General features: G+C 31.3%; 10 protein-coding genes and 2 pseudogenes. All 12 read right to left on the bottom strand.

Features of this window, described 5'->3' with window-relative positions:
* Positions 1–185: 185 nt before the first annotated feature.
* The gene (locus C1I91_RS08045; RefSeq protein ID WP_128212410.1) at positions 186–3917 is read right to left on the bottom strand and encodes an FMN-binding protein; all 3732 of its coding nucleotides are present in this window, start codon (positions 3915–3917) and stop codon (positions 186–188) included.
* Positions 3918–4063: 146 nt separating this feature from the next.
* Positions 4064–5029 carry an FAD:protein FMN transferase gene (locus tag C1I91_RS08040; protein WP_128212409.1) on the bottom strand — a complete coding sequence of 322 codons (966 nt, stop codon included), beginning with the start codon at positions 5027–5029 and terminating at the stop codon, positions 4064–4066.
* A 445-nt stretch (positions 5030–5474) separates the two neighbouring features.
* Complete coding sequence (recQ, locus tag C1I91_RS08035; protein WP_128215940.1) at positions 5475–7721, bottom strand: DNA helicase RecQ; 2247 nt, start codon at positions 7719–7721, stop codon at positions 5475–5477.
* 603 nt (positions 7722–8324) lie between these two features.
* Entirely contained in the window at positions 8325–9692 is a 1368-nt protein-coding gene (locus tag C1I91_RS08030) for a hypothetical protein (RefSeq protein WP_128212408.1), read from the bottom strand.
* A gap of 2 nt (positions 9693–9694) precedes the next feature.
* Positions 9695–10258 (bottom strand): sigma-70 family RNA polymerase sigma factor, encoded by a 564-nt coding sequence (locus C1I91_RS08025; protein WP_128212407.1) that lies wholly within the window; start codon positions 10256–10258, stop codon positions 9695–9697.
* Positions 10259–10424: 166 nt separating this feature from the next.
* On the bottom strand, positions 10425–11570 hold the full coding sequence (locus C1I91_RS08020; RefSeq protein ID WP_128212406.1) for an RNA-guided endonuclease InsQ/TnpB family protein: 1146 nt from the start codon (positions 11568–11570) through the stop codon (positions 10425–10427).
* The gene (locus C1I91_RS08015; protein WP_128212405.1) at positions 11548–12171 is read right to left on the bottom strand and encodes an IS607 family transposase; all 624 of its coding nucleotides are present in this window, start codon (positions 12169–12171) and stop codon (positions 11548–11550) included. The genes C1I91_RS08020 and C1I91_RS08015 overlap by 23 nt, the downstream gene beginning before the upstream one ends.
* Before the next feature lie 431 nt (positions 12172–12602).
* Complete coding sequence (locus C1I91_RS08010; RefSeq protein ID WP_238475943.1) at positions 12603–13394, bottom strand: ABC transporter permease; 792 nt, start codon at positions 13392–13394, stop codon at positions 12603–12605.
* Positions 13384–14181: an ABC transporter permease gene (locus tag C1I91_RS08005; RefSeq protein ID WP_128212403.1), complete on the bottom strand. Its 798-nt coding sequence runs from the start codon at positions 14179–14181 to the stop codon at positions 13384–13386. Before C1I91_RS08005 ends, C1I91_RS08010 begins: the two co-directional genes overlap by 11 nt.
* Positions 14165–15169, bottom strand: a complete 1005-nt coding sequence (locus C1I91_RS08000; protein ID WP_128212402.1) for an ABC transporter ATP-binding protein — start codon at positions 15167–15169, stop codon at positions 14165–14167. Before C1I91_RS08000 ends, C1I91_RS08005 begins: the two co-directional genes overlap by 17 nt.
* A 167-nt stretch (positions 15170–15336) precedes the next feature.
* Positions 15337–16482: pseudogene (locus tag C1I91_RS07995) on the bottom strand (RNA-guided endonuclease InsQ/TnpB family protein).
* Positions 16460–16693: pseudogene (locus tag C1I91_RS07990) on the bottom strand (IS607 family transposase); the annotation flags it as partial. The pseudogenes C1I91_RS07990 and C1I91_RS07995, both read right to left, overlap by 23 nt.
* Between the last annotated feature and the right edge of the window lie 336 nt (positions 16694–17029).

The raw sequence follows: 17029 nt of genomic DNA, 5'->3' as shown, positions 1-17029 counted from the left end.
TTTACTATCACTTATCCCCTTATAATTGCATCTATTCAAATAGTTAGCATAATTTTAGGCTATGTCTAAGAATAATGTTGAATTAAGTGGTCATGAAGGAGATGCTATATGAGCGAGCAACTAGCGCAAGCTCATCTAAGCATCGGATGACTGACCACTTAATTTTAACTGTGCTTTACAGAGCCTTAGTTTAAAGTAGCGTCGTGGGCCTTTCTAAGTGCATCTTTTACTGCATCAATTATTCCATTACTTGATCTAGTTGCACCAGATATAGTATCAACTTTAGTAGATTGCTTCTCTAATATTGAACCTGAAACAGGTTTCCAAGCTTTTTCAAAATACTTTTGAGTCTCGTTGTTTTCTTTCAAATCAATACTTACTATCTTATTATCCTTTACTGTAACATCTAGATTTAAGCCATCCTTATATCCTTTTCCTATTCCTCTATAAGTACCATCTTTATAAGGAGCTACCGGATCTGCTGTAAGAGCTAACTTTGATTGTCTTAAAGCATCCTTCACTGCATTTATTATTCCAAGGCTTGATCTTGTTGCACCAGATACTGTATCAACAGAAGCTGATTGCTTGTCAATAATTGAATTAGGAACAACTGGCCATGCTTTAGAGAAATACTTTTGGGTTTCTTGGTTATCACCTAAATCTATCTTTATTATTTTATTGTCCTTTACAGTTACAGAAACATTGAGGTTTTCTTTATATCCTGTAGCAGTACCTTTATAAATCCCGTCTCTAAAAGGAGCAATTGTTTGTTCTTGTGATGGATAAGTGCTCACTTCACCCATAGATTGATCTTGAGCTAAAGCAGTCTTCACAGCATTTATCACACCATTGCTTGATCTTGTGGCTCCAGAAATTGTATCGACAAAAGTTGTTTGAGCCTTAATAATCTCATTTGGTATCACCGGCCATACCTTTTCAAAGTATTGTGGAGTTTCACCCTGAGATACTAGATCAATATTTGTAAGTTTGCCTTCCTTCACTGTAACATTGACATTTATTATATCTTTTCTATTATATCCTCTTGCAGCTCCTGCAAAAGTTCCATCTTTATATACTGCCTTGTCCAATGCATTATTAACTGCTTGTTTTATTCCATCACTTGTTTGTGTAGCTCCTGAAACTGCATCTACCTCTGTAGATTGTGCAGTAATTATTTTCTGAGCCATTGGATCCATAGCATTTTTAAAGTACTCTCTGTCTTCTCTATAATATATAGGATTTATATTTGTGATTTTATTATCTTTTATAGTTACATCAACTATAAGGTTAGATCTTCTTCCCTTACCTATACCAGTATATATTCCATCTTTATATAGATGAGCGTTCTTATTGATCTCTATTCCATTATTATTTTGATTTCCTGGTTCTGTAGTTCCGTTGCCACCTGGGTTAGTAGTTGTATTTCCAGGATTAGTGTTGTTTCCTTCTCCTGGAGTAGTTGTTCCACTACCTGTATTGTTACTTGAGCCACCGTTATTTTCATTATTATTTGAAGTTACTGTTGCATCCTTTAAAGCATTATTTACAGCTTCTATTATACCTTTACTTGACCTTGTAGCCCCAGATACAGTATCTACAGATGTACTTTGTTTTTCTATTATTTCCTTAGGTACTGTACTAAAAGCTTTTTCATAAAATCCTTCAGTTTCATCATGCTCTAATACTTTTACCTCAGCTATTTTTCCATCTTTAACTGTAACTAAAACCTTAAGATTAGGACTAAATCCTCTACCTACACCAGTATATTCACCGTCTTTATATAAAACTGAGCTATTTGTTGGGTTAGAGTTATTTGTAGCATTTGTGCTATTTGATGGTGTTGTGTTATTTCCACTTTGATTATTAGAATTACTACTATCTCCATTGCTTGGTGTAGTATTCTCAACAGGCGCTGAAGTTGCTGGCGTAGTATCCGCTGGCATTACACCGCTAACAACTGCATTACTTAGAGCATTTCTAACTGCAGCCATAACCCCTCTACTTGAGTATGTTGCTCCTGATACAGCATCTACATTTGTACTTTGCTTTTGTATTATTTCCTTTGGTACCATCTCAAATGGCTTTTCATAAAATCCTTTAGTCTCGTTATGGCTTAATATTGATATAGCAGCTATCTTTCCACCACTTACTGTAACTGACACCTTAAGATTTTTCCCAAAACCTTGTCCTATTCCTTCATAAACTCCATCTTTATACTTAAGATTAGTGTCATTAACTTTTGTACTATCTTCACTTGGGGTTGTGCTTGCTGCTGTATTAGTATTTGCTGAGGTACTTGAAGTAGCATTAGCATCTGCTGGTAGTTCACCGCTTACAATTGCTTTTTGTAGTGCATTCTTAACTGCTGCCATAACTCCTCTACTTGAGAAGGTTGCACCGGATACTGCATCAACGGAAGTTGATTGTGCTGCTATTATTTCCTTTGGCACTACTGCAAAAGCCTTTTCTTTGAAACCTGCTGTTTCATTGCTAGATACTATCTTTATATCAGTTATCTTTCCGTCCTTTATAGTTACTGATACTGTTAGTCCAGGCTGATACCCTGTGCCAACACCAGTATAAACTCCATCCTTGAACTTAACGTTTTTATCCATTGAAACATCAGTAGTTTGAGCAGTTTTGTTTTCTTCAGAACTTTGTTCTGTAGTTTCCTGAGCCTTATTTTCTGAAGTCTTACGCTTAGTTCCCTTCTTTCTAGCCTTATTAAGAGCATCACCTACTGCTGATTTTATACCATTACTTGACTTTGTAGCACCTGATACTGTATCAACTTCTACAGATTGGGCTGCTATTATTTCTTTTGGAACTATATCAAAAGCTTGCTCATAGTACCCCTTAGTCTCATCATGAGAAATCACCTTAATATCAGCTATCTTTCCTTTTAAAATCTTAACTTCTACCTTTAGGTTAGGTCTAAAGCCCTTTCCTATACCTGTATAAACACCATCAGTATATATATCTTCATCAGCTTCCGCTATCTGTGCTGTAGCTACTTTATTAGCAAATTTAGTTTCTGGCTTTACAAACTTCTTCCCCCAGAACATAAGCCCAAATATTAAAACTGCTGCTATTGCTGTAGCGTACCATCTAAAATTCAACTTACCAAAAGCTACAACCTGAGGGTTGCTTCTATGACATGTATCTACGCACTTAAAGCATGATATACATTCACCACTGTCAACAACCTCAACCTTTGATAAATTAATCCCCATTGGACAATTATGTGTACACATTGTACACTTACCACATTGGGCACTTGGCTTACTGATCTTCATTATCTTAAACTTTGAAGTTATAGCCAATACAGCTCCAAGAGGACAAAGATATCTACAGAAGAATCTTTCTATAAACATAGCACCAACAGCTATAAAAGCTAATACAATAAAAGCTATTGGAATTTGAGTAATCATAGTTTTAGCTTGAGGAATTTGAGCAAATGCATCCCATGGATTCATGTTACTTTGAGGTGATAAATTCATAAACCATATAAAAATAATAATACCTACTAGTATGATATACTTTAAGTACTTTAATCTTTTATCTAGTTTTTCCGATATCTTTAACTTTTTCTTAAATATCTTTCTACCTACAAAGTATAAGAAATCATTAAAGGTTCCAAATGCACACAGCCACCCACAGAATATCCTTCCAGCTAAAAATGATAAGACAACAACAGTTGCAAAAGCTGCGACAAAGGTAAAAGAATTCGCTAAACTAAAGTCTTCCTTTGTCATTCTCATAAGCGTACTCTTAAAGCCTGTAAAAGCTAGAGTGAAAAATCCAGAAAAGAAATATAAAAATATCAATTGTACAAAGAATCTAGTAATCTTCAATGGTGATGTTTTTCTCTTCAATTTATTTATCTTCTTCTTAAAATCTAAAGCTTTAGCGTTCAAAATAATCCCTCCATAAGATCGTAAAGTTCTAACATTAAATATTTTAGGCTAAATAATAAGGCACAAAATTCAATTAATGATTTTCATTATCATTGACTTCTTAAAAAATATAGCTATTACAAAAATAAATAGCATCCATTAAAATTCTATCTAATTATTACTTTAAATTGATCCATTCCTTCAAAAAATGTAAAGTCTTTTTCTAAACCCTTAGTAATATGAACTTCTTTATTCTTTGTGACAAAAATAGCTTCCATGCCTTTTAATTCTTTAACTACATTAATTCCCTCATCAAGTCCTAGTATAAATATGCCAGTAGATACCGCATCTGCACCAATTGATTGATCAGCTACAATTGTTGCACTAACAAGATTTGAGTCAGATGGATACCCTGTCCTTGGGTCTATAATATGATGATATTTCTTATTATCCTTTTCAAAAAATCTAACATAATCCCCTGAAGTAACCACAGTCTTATTAAATGCATTCACTGACCCTAAGCATACACCTCTTTCAAGAAAAGGATTCTGTATTCCTATTCTCCAAGGTGAATTATCTGGTTTATTCCCTAAAACCATTACATTACCACCTAGATTTACAAAAGCTGACTCTATACCATACTGCCTATATATATCCATAGCTCTATCAGCGGCATATCCCTTTGCTATAGCCCCTAGGTCTAGACTTTCACCCCTTTTCATAAGCCTTACTTCCCCTAGTCCGTTGTCAATACTTATATCTTTATAACTTACAACGCTAAGAGCTTGCTCAATTTCTTCCTTAGTTGGAATCCTAGCTTTATTAGTAAATATCCCCCAAAGCTTAGCTAAAGGTCCAACTGTAACATCAAAGGTTCCTTTGCAAATCTCCGAGAAATATTTTGCTCTATTTAAAACATATAAAACCTCGGCTCCAACCTCAACAGCATATTTTCCAGCTGATTTGTTTATTCTAGAAACTTCACTAGTTTCAGAGAAAAAGTTCATGATGTACTCTAGTCTCTTCATTTCTTCTTCAACCTTAATAGCTGCTATCTCTGAATTGATACCATATACTCTTTGACTTATTATTGTCCCCATGCATAATGTTTCAATTTCATAATAATTACTCATACTATTATCCCTTCATATGAAATTATCTTAACTTCACTATTGATACCGATTTTCATTGTCAAACATTTCACATTATAAAGCTTTTATTTACTAATTGCAATAACCTTTACCAAAGTTTTATGTTAATTTTTCTTTATCAAGATAAATTTTTAACTTATTCCTATCATCTCAAATAGAAAACACCATACAAAAAGAGGTAATACCCCTACTTTTATATGGTGTTTGTTATACTATATTTTATTATATTTACTTTTTTTACGTATTTTTGTTTATATTTTAATTTTTCATAGAAAGCACTTGTTAAAAATAGAACCAATCATAAATGTTAAAATCCTATCATCAAAATAGGACTTACAACTATATTTAGTATTTTCCTAAAGTAGATAATGTCATAAAAGAATCGGATGGCTATTCATTTAACTTCAAAATATCCCTTTAACCTTAGCTATACTATTAGTCTATTCTTCAAAAGAGCAACTTTTATTTCATCGTAGGATATTTCACCATCAATCTTTTCTTTTATAGGTTTTAATTTTTCATCTCCTACTTCTTTCACTGCTTCTAATATTAGATTTTCTCTATCCACGCTAAGTACATCTGTAAAATCAATTTGGAAATCTATTTCATTACCTTCTAAAACGTATTGCTCAAGATGACTGCAAATTGTGGAAATAGTAATTTCTCGTTCTTTAGCTATGCTTAATAAACTTAATTTATCCCTAAGCATTTCAATTGTTATCATATAGGATTTTTTCTTAACTTCTTTATTACTGCTATTTTCTTTTTGCTTCATTAATTTTTCCGAATGCGTTTCATCCGACTCCCTTGAGGCTGAAGTACTTCTAACGGACTTTTCCTTCTTTTTATATTCAAAAGATACTTCTAGCTGATTCTCTTCTAAATAGCTAGCTATAGTATTAACAAATCTTTCTCCATATTTATTTAATTTTAGTTCACCTACACCAGATATATCACCTAATTGTTCTAGGTTTTTAGGAAATCTAGAACTCATTTCTTTTAAGGTTGCATCTCCAAAGACTATGTAAGGTGGAACCTTTTCTTCTACAGCTATTTCTCTTCTCAGATTTCTTAGTATCTCAAATAAAGAATTATCCTCTACTATCTTCTTAGCCTTCTGTATTTCCTTAAACCAAACCTCTTCTTCGCCTCTAAGTACACTCATAGACCTTTCATTTAGCCTTACAACCGGATACTCCCCTTCATCATAAGCTAATATTCTATGAGACACTAAAGTGTTTATGAAATTTTTAAGATCATCTTTTGAATAATCCTTCATTATTCCATAAGTTGAAAGTTTATGGAAGCCTATATCTTTTATCTTTTTATTCTCTGAGCCTCTCAAGGTATCAATTAAAACCGTAACTCCATAAGGCCTTTTCATTCTATATACACAGGACAAAACCTTCTGAGCATCTAAGGTCTTATTGGTAAGTTCTCCTTCTACCTCACAATTGCTGCACTTGTTACATTTTTTATCGTACTCTTCTCCGAAGTAATTTAATATATACTTTCTATAACAATCGTTGCTATAAACTAAGTCAGTCATATTTTGAAGCTTTTTATACTCATTGACCTTTCTTATTTCATTACCAGTTCCGATATCAATTATATATTTTTGAGTATGTATATCTCCAGGTGAAAATAAGAGTATAGCCTGACTTTCTTCTCCATCTCTTCCCGCTCTACCTATCTCTTGATAATACCCTTCTATGTTTTTAGGCATGTTATAATGTATAACATATCGAATATTAGGTTTATCTATTCCCATACCAAAAGCGTTAGTAGCAATCATAACATTATATCTATCATAAACGAAATCCTCTTGATTTCTACTTCTTTCATCATCACTAAGTCCTGCATGATATCTAGTACAACTTATATTTTTAGAACTTAGATATTCATGAATACTATCCACTTCTTTTCTTGTTGCAGCATATATTATTCCAGCTGACTCTAGATTCTCTTTTATAAAATCCAAAATGAAATGCTTTTTATTTGCACCTTTTATTATGTTTATTTTTATATTTTCTCTATCAAAACCTGAGATAAAAACCTTAGGCTGTTGCAAGCCTAGAAGTTTTGCAATATCTTCTCTAACTTCACTTGTAGCTGTAGCAGTAAAAGCTGCCACAATAGGCCTCTTATTTAATATATTAATAAAACTTTTTATGAATCTATAGCTAGTTCTAAAATCATGTCCCCATTGAGATACGCAGTGAGCTTCATCGATTGCTACAAATCCAACCTCAATGGTGGAAACTAAGTTAAGGAATTGGGAAGTCTCTAACCTTTCAGGAGCAACATAAAGTATCTTTAGTTTTCCTGATAAAGCAGTTTCAAAAATTTCATCGATTTCTTTATTGCTTAAAGTACTATTTATGTAAGCTGACTCTATCCCAATATCTCTAATTGCGTCAACCTGATCCTTCATAAGAGATATCAAAGGGGAAACAACTATAGTCAAGCCTTCTATAATCATAGCTGGTACCTGATAGCATATAGACTTTCCTCCACCAGTAGGCATTATTGCTACAGTATCATTGCCCTTCAGTATCTCGTCTATTATTTCCTTCTGTCCAGGTCTAAAGGAGTTATATCCAAAATATTTGTTCAGAATCTCTAAGGCCTTATCATCAAACTCTTTAATATCATTATTTGCTTTTAGATCCATAAGTACGTTCTTCCTCCAATAATATTTATCCATATATCAATTATCAATTAGTTCAACTTCTATAGGGAACAAACTTCAACTATTAATTTATGCATGCCACAAAATCCCCAGAAGCCGGGATTTTATAACAAGTATAAATTAAGTTTTCATAATGGTTCCCTATTATAAATTCAATTAACTAAAATTATATATTTATATGATTATAAAAACATATAATCATATAAATATATAGTGTTAATGCGGCTTTATAGGATTTTATACCCATAAATAGAAGTATCCCATTTATGATTATATCCATTTTCATTATAGCATAACTAATAAATAATTTTTTTTAGATTTGATTCAAAGAATAATTTTAATACATTATGAAATACAGTTATATATCTTTAAACATCCGACTATTTTTAAAAATATTGTTTAAATTAAGTGGTAATGAAGGAGATGCTATATGAGCGAGCTACTAGCGCAAGCACATTTAAGCATCGGATGACTGACCACTTAATTTCAACACAGAACTTTAAGAAATCTAAATATAAAAACAGACCAATTTATAATATATTTTAATACTATAAATTGGTCTATCACATATAGGTATTTTATAGATTATTTATCTACTTTTATAACCCATGGGCCCTTGAGCGTAGCCCCTACTCTATCAAAAGTTAAGTCTACATTTTTTGTATTAGCATCTATCTCAAACTCGAACACCTGTATTCCATCAGTCTGAGTGTGCATGCTAGAAGCTTTAAATAGATTATCCTTAACGGATGCGTATGTTGGACTTTCAACCTCATTTCCACCATAAACTTTTAAATATACCGCTAAAGTTTCTTTATTTTCCTTTTTATATTTTGTTGCTTTAATTAACTTTCCCTTAAACTTTCCAAGGTTAATATCCTTGTTTATACTTTCTTCTTTGCTAGGTACATCCACTTGAACTTTTTGATTTATTTCATAATCTAAACCTACATTAGGTATTGTTAATGTATATGGGAACTTTCCTGTATTCTTAAAAGTTATATCATTTAATGCTTCATATGAATTGCCATACTTTATATCAACTTTCTTGCCCTCTGCATCAACCAAGGTATTAGTTCTTTCTCTAAGTTTTTCATCATAGCCAAAGCCGCCAATTCTCTTTTCTTTAACATCATCTCCAAAGTTTGGACTTATAAGAGTCAAAATAACATTACCATCAGCTTTAACTTTGGAGGCACCTATTGTAATTCCTTGATTTATTGATTTATTTGGAATATCTTCGAAAGGCACTTCTTCAGCTTTTTTCAAAGCAACATGAGAAATAAGATTGTTATTTGTATACAAATCAAACTCTTTTAGACTTTCCTCACTTCCCTCTAAAGTAAATTTTCCATGAAAATTATTATCGCCACCATCATCTCCCATACTGTAGTTCTTAGATTTGTATACTTTTCCACTTTTATCTTTGATATAAATCAAATTACTCTGATCTTCACTTATCTTTTCTCTTTCAGTTTTGGCGAAGTATTCTGGAGTAAAAAGTTTTTCTGAGGTTCCAGTAAAAGTTACTTCTAATTGAGATTTTGTAAGGGTAATTCCTTTGATAAAGATTGATTCTTTTCCATTCTTCCAACCTATAGGTTGAGGCAAAACATACTTTATGCTTTCATCTCCTCCAGTGCTTTTTTGTGCACCAATTCCAGGAATAAGGACTAGAGTCTCTTTGACCATTCCAAATACTTTGTTGCCAAAGGGTGATACAGAAAATACCACAATTAACGCCAAAGAAGCAGCTATAATATTTCTTCTCTTTAAGCTTTTAAGCCTCCCCCTTCCATTGTTAGCCTCTATTTTAGAAAATGTATTATTCATAATCCTTTGCTTTGTCACTTCATCTATATCATCTTTGAATTCAATATCAGTGTCTTTCAAAATTTCACCTAATTCTTCTTCAGTAAAACCATCTAATAAATCAATTTCTTTATTACTCATTACTAAAGCACCTCCATGTAATAGCCTTTAAGCATTTCCTTGATTTTCTTCTTTCCTCTATAAACTCTATTATCAAAAGCAGTTCTTGTAAGTTTTAAAGTTTCACATATAGAATCACTGCTTTCATAGAAAAAGTACTTTCTTATAAATATTTCTCTATCTACTTCGTTTAAATCCTTAATGGCAGTTATTAGCTTTTGCCTGTTTTCTTTGCTTATATAATCTACTTCCAGCTGGGTAATTGATTGTATGTCCACTTCATCTATATCGATCAATTTAGAATTTCTAGATAAATTTTTTCTTTTATTTAAGCTTTTGCTTCTGCATATTATCACAAGCCAGTTCTTGAAACTTCCTTTGCCTTCACTAAAACTACCTATATTGTCCCAGCAATAGATGAAGGAATCTTGCACACACTCCTCTATATCTTCCTTTGTGCCATAGCTACCTAGTATATTTAAACTAGCTCTATATAAAAGTCTCATATACTTTTCCATAATATATTTCAGTGCCTTAGGATTTTTATTTCTTAGTTCTAATAAAAAATTGTCATCACTAATCTTCAAGCTCAGTCCGTTACATAAAATCTACTAAAATCTAATATTTAGAGATTTATTCCTTATTCAACGCAACCTGTTTTGTCATAAGACTACTCCAGTTTGATATGTTGCTCCAAAGGCTTAAAATCCTGCGTAACGCACAGTACATATCAGCACTATCTTGTTAGTGATATTATGCTGATTTTTTATACCTTGAAAGATTTATTGACGCGTTTTTGTCCCTATCCATCCGAGTATTACATGATGGACAAACAAAAACTCTGTCCTTAAGTTTTAAATCTTTCTTTATTGCTCCACAACAAGAACAAGTTTTGCTTGAAGGATAAAACCTATCTGCTTTTACAAATTCAATGCCATTAAATTTACTCTTATATTCTAAGATACTAATAAACTTATGGAAACATTGTTCTTGTATAGCCTTTGATAAGTGTTTATTTTTAAGCATCCCCTTTACATTTAAATCTTCAACAACTATTCTGCTTGGCTTGGTTTTCACTATTGCAGTTGTTGTTTGATGAATATGATTTAAACGTATATTTGAAAGCCTTCTTTGAATAAGTTTTAATTCTCTTTCGAGTTTTTTAATATTATTAGTTTTAGTAAATTTATAACGGTTTTCACCTTCCTTTCCTATTGGAATTTTTCCATCTTCATATTTTCTTGAAACTTGTTTCTGCTTTCTTTTTAACTTCTTTTTTAGTCTTTTCACTTCTTTAGCTTTGTTAATATTTTTAAATGGCTTATCTATATTTGAAACTATTGCTAAATCTTTTAATCCCAAATCCACACCTATTGATATATCTGTATTTTCTGATATGGTTTCTTCTTTTTCTATGCCTATAGATATATACCAAAACTTACCGTCAAAACTTATTCTTGGATTAATATATTTAATATCTGTAGGTATTTGCTCTACTGTTTTAATCCAACCTACTTTTTCAATTAATACTAAATTTTCTTTAACCTTTAGTTTATCTGTATCATTATAGAATGAAGGTTTGCTTTTTCTTCTGCTCTTAAATCTTGGTTTATCAGCTAACCCTTTAAAGAAATTTTTATAAGCATTACAACCATCTTTTACAGCCTGTTTTGCTACATTATTAGATACTTCATTAAGCCAGTTAAGTTCTGATTTCTTTAAAATAGTTAATTCTTTTCTTAAATCTCCATCTTTTATAAACTTGCCACCATTTTTGTGATTTTCTTCTTGTATTGCAAGTGTCCAATTATAAATATATCTTGAAGTACCAACAGACTGCCATAATTTTTGTTCTTGCTCTATATTCGGAATAATTCTAACTTTCTTCGCCAGTATCATTCTCTAACAGCTCCTTAATCATTTCCTTTGCTTTATTGGCTCTTTTGCCTTGCAACCTACAACTAAAAACTGTAACAATTTGAATTAAATCCTCAACTAATTCCTGTTCTTCTGTTTTTTCAGTGTTATCTATGATTTCGATATCAGTCCCATACTTATTACATAGATTTTCTATTATTTCAAACCCAAATCTCAGCAACCTATCTTTATATAGAATTATTATCTTTTCAACTTCTGAATTGGTTATCATATCCACCAATTGATTTAATCCTTTTTTATTGTAATTTACTCCACTTCCTATATCAGTAATAACATCAAATGAGTACCCTTTAGCAATCATGTATGTTTTAACATTTTCAACTTGTCTTGCTAAATCATCTTTTTGTTTATTACTTGATACTCTACAATATCCAATTACTTTTTTAGTTCTCTTAACAAGTGGCACTTGCAAAACTTGATTAATTTGTTGTTCAGAATAATAACGGTGTCTACCTTCTGTTATATGATGTGGTTTTAACTTTCCTTCATTATCCCACAATCTTAAAGTTTGAATACTTTTTCCCACTAATTTTGAGAATTGACCAATTGTATAATACTTCATGCTATCACCTCTTTACACATATTATGACAACATAAAACTAACAATATTCCAATATATTTTAGTGGGTTTTAGTAGGTGTTTTAAAACTGCTGTATGCCTCCCTAAAACAATGCTTCAATCTAATTTTTATTTGTCATCAATTAACGTTAATTTCATAAATATATACAACCTAAATTGCTAAAATCTCTCATGATTTAATAATATTTTTTATTTTTGGCTATGTTTAATAACATTGTTCAAATTAAGTAATCATGAAGGAGATGCTATTAGGTTTTCGTAAAGGATGCCTTTATATAAAAGCGATACGCTCTTTTAATTATACTTTGTAAAAGTCCTCTTTTCCCAAAATATTTCTAAATAATAAAATAACCATACATACAAGGAACTTATCCTCTATATGTATGGCACTCTTTTTATTCAGCTATTTTTTATTAAAGCTTGTTTATTATTAAATTACCGGATTCATATTTTTTTAAACCTCTATAAAACGTAATGTAAGCGATAATTATCCATAATACTGTCACTAAAATTACTGCAATTGTCTTTCCCATTGAAAACTTTGATATTATCTCTACAGGCATATATACCATAAATACCGTTGGTATTGCAGTATATAAAACATATTTTATAACACCACTAAATATCCCTTCTGGATATATAGAAAAACTTATCATAAACTCAGTAATAAGCCCTACCAAGCTGTCAACATTTCCTGCATAGAAGCTTATACTATGACAGGTTACAATCACTGATGCAAAAATTAGTGCTGCAGTTATAGAGAATGTGATGAACAAAAACAAACTCTTTATATGAACTCCATTAAGTACTATAAAAAGTATTAGCCCATACATTGTATCTCCCCAAGCAGACACTACAGTCTTGGAGCAAATTATATTTGAAAGTGGGTCTTTAGGCTGAAGCAAGTAAGTATCTAACTCTCCATTTAATATCATCCTTGTTATATTGCTCAGGTTACCAAAGGCTACAAAGCTTATTCCAAAGCCTGTTGACATTATAGACCACAACATCATCACATCTTTAAAGCCATAGCCTCCTATAGACCTTACATTGTCAAAAAGTATCCACCAAAAAAATATAAAAGCTGAGTTATTTAATATCATACCAAAGGTTTGAACTAAAAAGCTTACCCTATATTCCATTACCGATGATAGATTAAATCTAAAATAAAACATGATTAACTTTATAGATTTTTTAACCTCCATTAACATTTAGACTCTTTGCCCCCTTTCCATACATAGTTGCGGAAAGTAACACAAATACCACCAGGTATACTAGCTGCACTGAAAATCCTCTAAAAAAATCATAGAAGGAAAAGCTAACTGCAAGTTTAGCAGGTACGTAGGTTACATACGGAAAAGGAAGAAAGTGAGATATTGTCTTAAGCCAATTTGGGAAAAATTCTATAGGCATAAGCATACCACCTAAGGTAAAAATAAGCTTTGAATATATCCAAAAGAAGGCATTATTGTCTTCAAACCAAAAGGATAATAAAGCAATGCTTGTATAAATGAAAAAATTTATTATACATCCTAGGATAAGTGATAAGAAAATAAATGGTAAGAAGGCTAGGTTGAAGCTTTGCAAAGGTCCCACAAAGATTAATCCGATTAAAATTCCTATTACTCCATTGGTTAATAACTTTATTCCTAATTCACCAATGAAATAAGAAAAACAGTACGCCACATAATTGTAAGGCTTGTTAAGAAGATATGCTATATTACCTGACTTAACATCATCATTTATTTGAAGATGTATATCAGTTCTGGTCAAAGTCACAAGCTCTGTAAATACTAAATACCATATCATTTGATTTAAGGTAAAACCTGCTACAGTGCTTCCTTTACTGCCATATATATTTCTCCATAACATCAAATATATAAACATTATAAATACGAAAAATAGATTTTTACTTAAGAAGTTCCAAAAGTAGACCAAGTTATTGGCCATATTTATCTTTGATATCTGAAAATACTTATGAATTAACCGCATTCCTACCCACCTCCTTGTTTTCCTTATATATATGGGATATTACATCTTCCAATGGAGGATCTGATATGGTTATGTCTTTTACTTTTCCTTTACTTATAAGATTAGTCAGAATCACTTCTATATCATTTTTTGATGTATCAACCTCTACTTTTACTGAGCCTTCTTTATTTTTTATAACTTTAAAATTATTATCCATAAGTTTAACTGGTTCATCATACTTTATACTTATAACCTTCTTATTCAAATAATTATGCTTAAGGTCTTTGATACTTTCATTAAGCACTAGTTCTCCATGATTTATAATTATTGCTCTCTTGCACAATTGTTCTATATCACCAGAGTCATGGGAGGTAAGAAATATAGTAGTTTTCTCTTCTTTGTTTAGCTTAAGAATTAAATCTCTTATTTTTTGCTTTACTACAACATCTAAACCTATAGTTGGTTCATCTAAAAATATTATTTCTGGCTCATGAAGTATAGAGGCTGCGATCTCACACCTTATTCTTTGCCCAAGGGAAAGCTTTCTTACAGGTATATCCATCAATTCCTGAATTTCAAAAATCTCTTTTAAAAATTCAATTCTCTTTTTAAGCTTATTTTTGTCAATTTCATATATGTTTCCTAACAGATTAAAACTGTCAAGTGGTGGTAGATGAAACCAAAGCTGAGACTTCTGGCCAAATACTGTACCAATCCTATAGCTTAGCCGCTTTCTCTCTTTTGATGGATTAAATCCAGCTACTTCAACATGACCATTACTAGGATGAAGTATACCTGTAAGCATCTTTATTGTAGTGGACTTTCCAGCTCCGTTTGGTCCTATAAATGCTAATATTTCTCCTTTTTCAACTTGAAATGATACATTGTTTACTGCCTCAATTTCCCTATAACTAGGTGAAATAATAGATTTAACACTCCCTTTTAGCCCTGGCTCCTTTGTCTTTACTTTAAAGTTTTTGCATAGATTTTTAACCTTAATTATTTCCATGCTTATCTCCGTTACATAAAATCTACTAAAATCTAATATTTAGAGATTTATTCCTTATTCAACGCAACCTGTTTTGTCATAAGACTACTCCAGTTTGATATGTTGCTCCAAAGGCTTAAAATCCTGCGTAACGCACAGTACATATCAGCACTATCTTGTTAGTGATATTATGCTGATTTTTTATACCTTGAAAGATTTATTGAAGCATTTTTGTCCCTATCCATCCGAGCATTACATGATGGACAAACAAAAACTCTGTCTTTAAGTTTTAAATCTTTCTTTATTGCGCCACAACAAGAACAAGTTTTTCTTGAAGGATAAAACCTATCTGCTTTTACAAATTCAATGCCATTAAATTTACTTTTATATTCTAAGATACAAATAAACCTATGGAAACATTGTTCTTGTATAGCCTTTGATAAGTGTTTATTTTTAAGCATCCCCTTTACATTTAAATCTTCAACAACTATTCTGCTTGGCTTGGTTTTCACTATTGCAGTTGTTGTTTGATGAATATGATTTAAACGTATATTTGAAAGCCTTCTTTGAATAAGTTTTAATTCTCTTTCCAGTTTTTTAATATTATTAGTTTTAGTAAATTTATAACGGTTTTCACCTTCCTTTCCTATTCGAATTTTTACATCTTCATATTTTCTTGAAACTTGTTTCTGCTTTCTTTTTAACTTCTTTTTTAGTCTTTTCACTTCTTTAGCTTTGTTAATATTTTTAAATGGCTTATCTATATTTGAAACTATTGCTAAATCTTTTAATCCTAAATCCACACCTATTGATATATCTGTATTTTCTGATATAGTTTCTTCTTTTTCTATGCCTATAGATATATACCAGAACTTGCCGTCAAAACTTATTCTTGGATTAATATATTTAATACCTGTAGGTATTTGCTCTACTGTTTTAATCCAACCTACTTTTTCAATTAATACTAAATTTTCTTTAACCTTTAGTTTATCTGTATCATTATAGAATGAAGGTTTGCTTTTTCTTCTGCTCTTAAATCTTGGTTTATCAACTAACCCTTTAAAGAAATTTTTATAAGCATTACAACCATCTTTTACAGCCTGTTTTGCTACATTATTAGATACTTCATTAAGCCAGTTAAGTTCTGATTTCTTTAAAATAGTTAATTATTTTCTTAAATCTCCATCTTTTATAAACTTGCCACCATTTTTGTGATTTTCTTCTTGTCTTGCAAGTGTCCAATTATAAATATATCTTGCAGTACCAACAGACTGCCATAATTTTTGTTCTTGCTCTATATTCGGAATAATTCTAACTTTCTTCGCCAGTATCATTCTCTAACAGCTCCTTAATCATTTCCTTTGCTTTATTGGCTCTTTTGCCTTGCAACCTACAACTAAAAACTGTAACAATTTGAATTAAATCCTCAACTAATTCCTGTTCTTCTGTTTTTTCAGTGTTATCTATGATTTCGATATCAGTCCCATACTTATTACATAGATTTTCTATTATTTCAAACCCAAATCTCAGCAACCTATCTTTATCCCACAATCTTAAAGTTTGAATACTTTTTCCCACTAATTTTGAGAATTGACCAATTGTATAATACTTCATGCTATCACCTCTTTACACATATTATGACAACATAAAACTAACAATATTCCAATATATTTTAGTGGGTTTTAGTAGGTGTTTTAAAACTGCTGTATGCCTCCTAATTATTTTTGCGTATCTCTCTTTCCGGATCTATATAAGTCCAATCTGGCAGGCCACATATTTTTTCTTTTTTATTCTTTCTCCGAAATCTGCATGTAAGCCGTCTACACATACTTATACCCAGCTCTATCTGAAGTATAATTTTCTACGAAAAAGACAGACACT

Origin of the sequence: Clostridium manihotivorum (assembly GCF_004015185.1) — a bacterium.
In the GTDB taxonomy this organism is placed as follows: domain Bacteria; phylum Bacillota; class Clostridia; order Clostridiales; family Clostridiaceae; genus Clostridium_AR; species Clostridium_AR manihotivorum.
Note: the sequence above shows the minus strand (reverse complement) of the source record. Positions and strands in the feature narration are given on the sequence as shown.

Bases quoted from the DNA above. Each gene is read 5' to 3' on its own strand.
- C1I91_RS08040 (WP_128212409.1), bottom strand. From the start codon at position 5,029: ATGAGTAATTATTATGAAATTGAAACATTATGCATGGGGACAATAATA.
- C1I91_RS08015 (WP_128212405.1), bottom strand. From the start codon at position 12,171: ATGAAGTATTATACAATTGGTCAATTCTCAAAATTAGTGGGAAAAAGT.
- C1I91_RS08005 (WP_128212403.1), bottom strand. From the start codon at position 14,181: ATGCGGTTAATTCATAAGTATTTTCAGATATCAAAGATAAATATGGCC.
- C1I91_RS08020 (WP_128212406.1), bottom strand. From the start codon at position 11,570: ATGATACTGGCGAAGAAAGTTAGAATTATTCCGAATATAGAGCAAGAA.
- C1I91_RS08030 (WP_128212408.1), bottom strand. From the start codon at position 9,692: ATGAGTAATAAAGAAATTGATTTATTAGATGGTTTTACTGAAGAAGAA.
- recQ (WP_128215940.1), bottom strand. From the start codon at position 7,721: ATGGATCTAAAAGCAAATAATGATATTAAAGAGTTTGATGATAAGGCC.
- C1I91_RS08010 (WP_238475943.1), bottom strand. From the start codon at position 13,394: ATGGAGGTTAAAAAATCTATAAAGTTAATCATGTTTTATTTTAGATTT.
- C1I91_RS08000 (WP_128212402.1), bottom strand. From the start codon at position 15,169: ATGGAAATAATTAAGGTTAAAAATCTATGCAAAAACTTTAAAGTAAAG.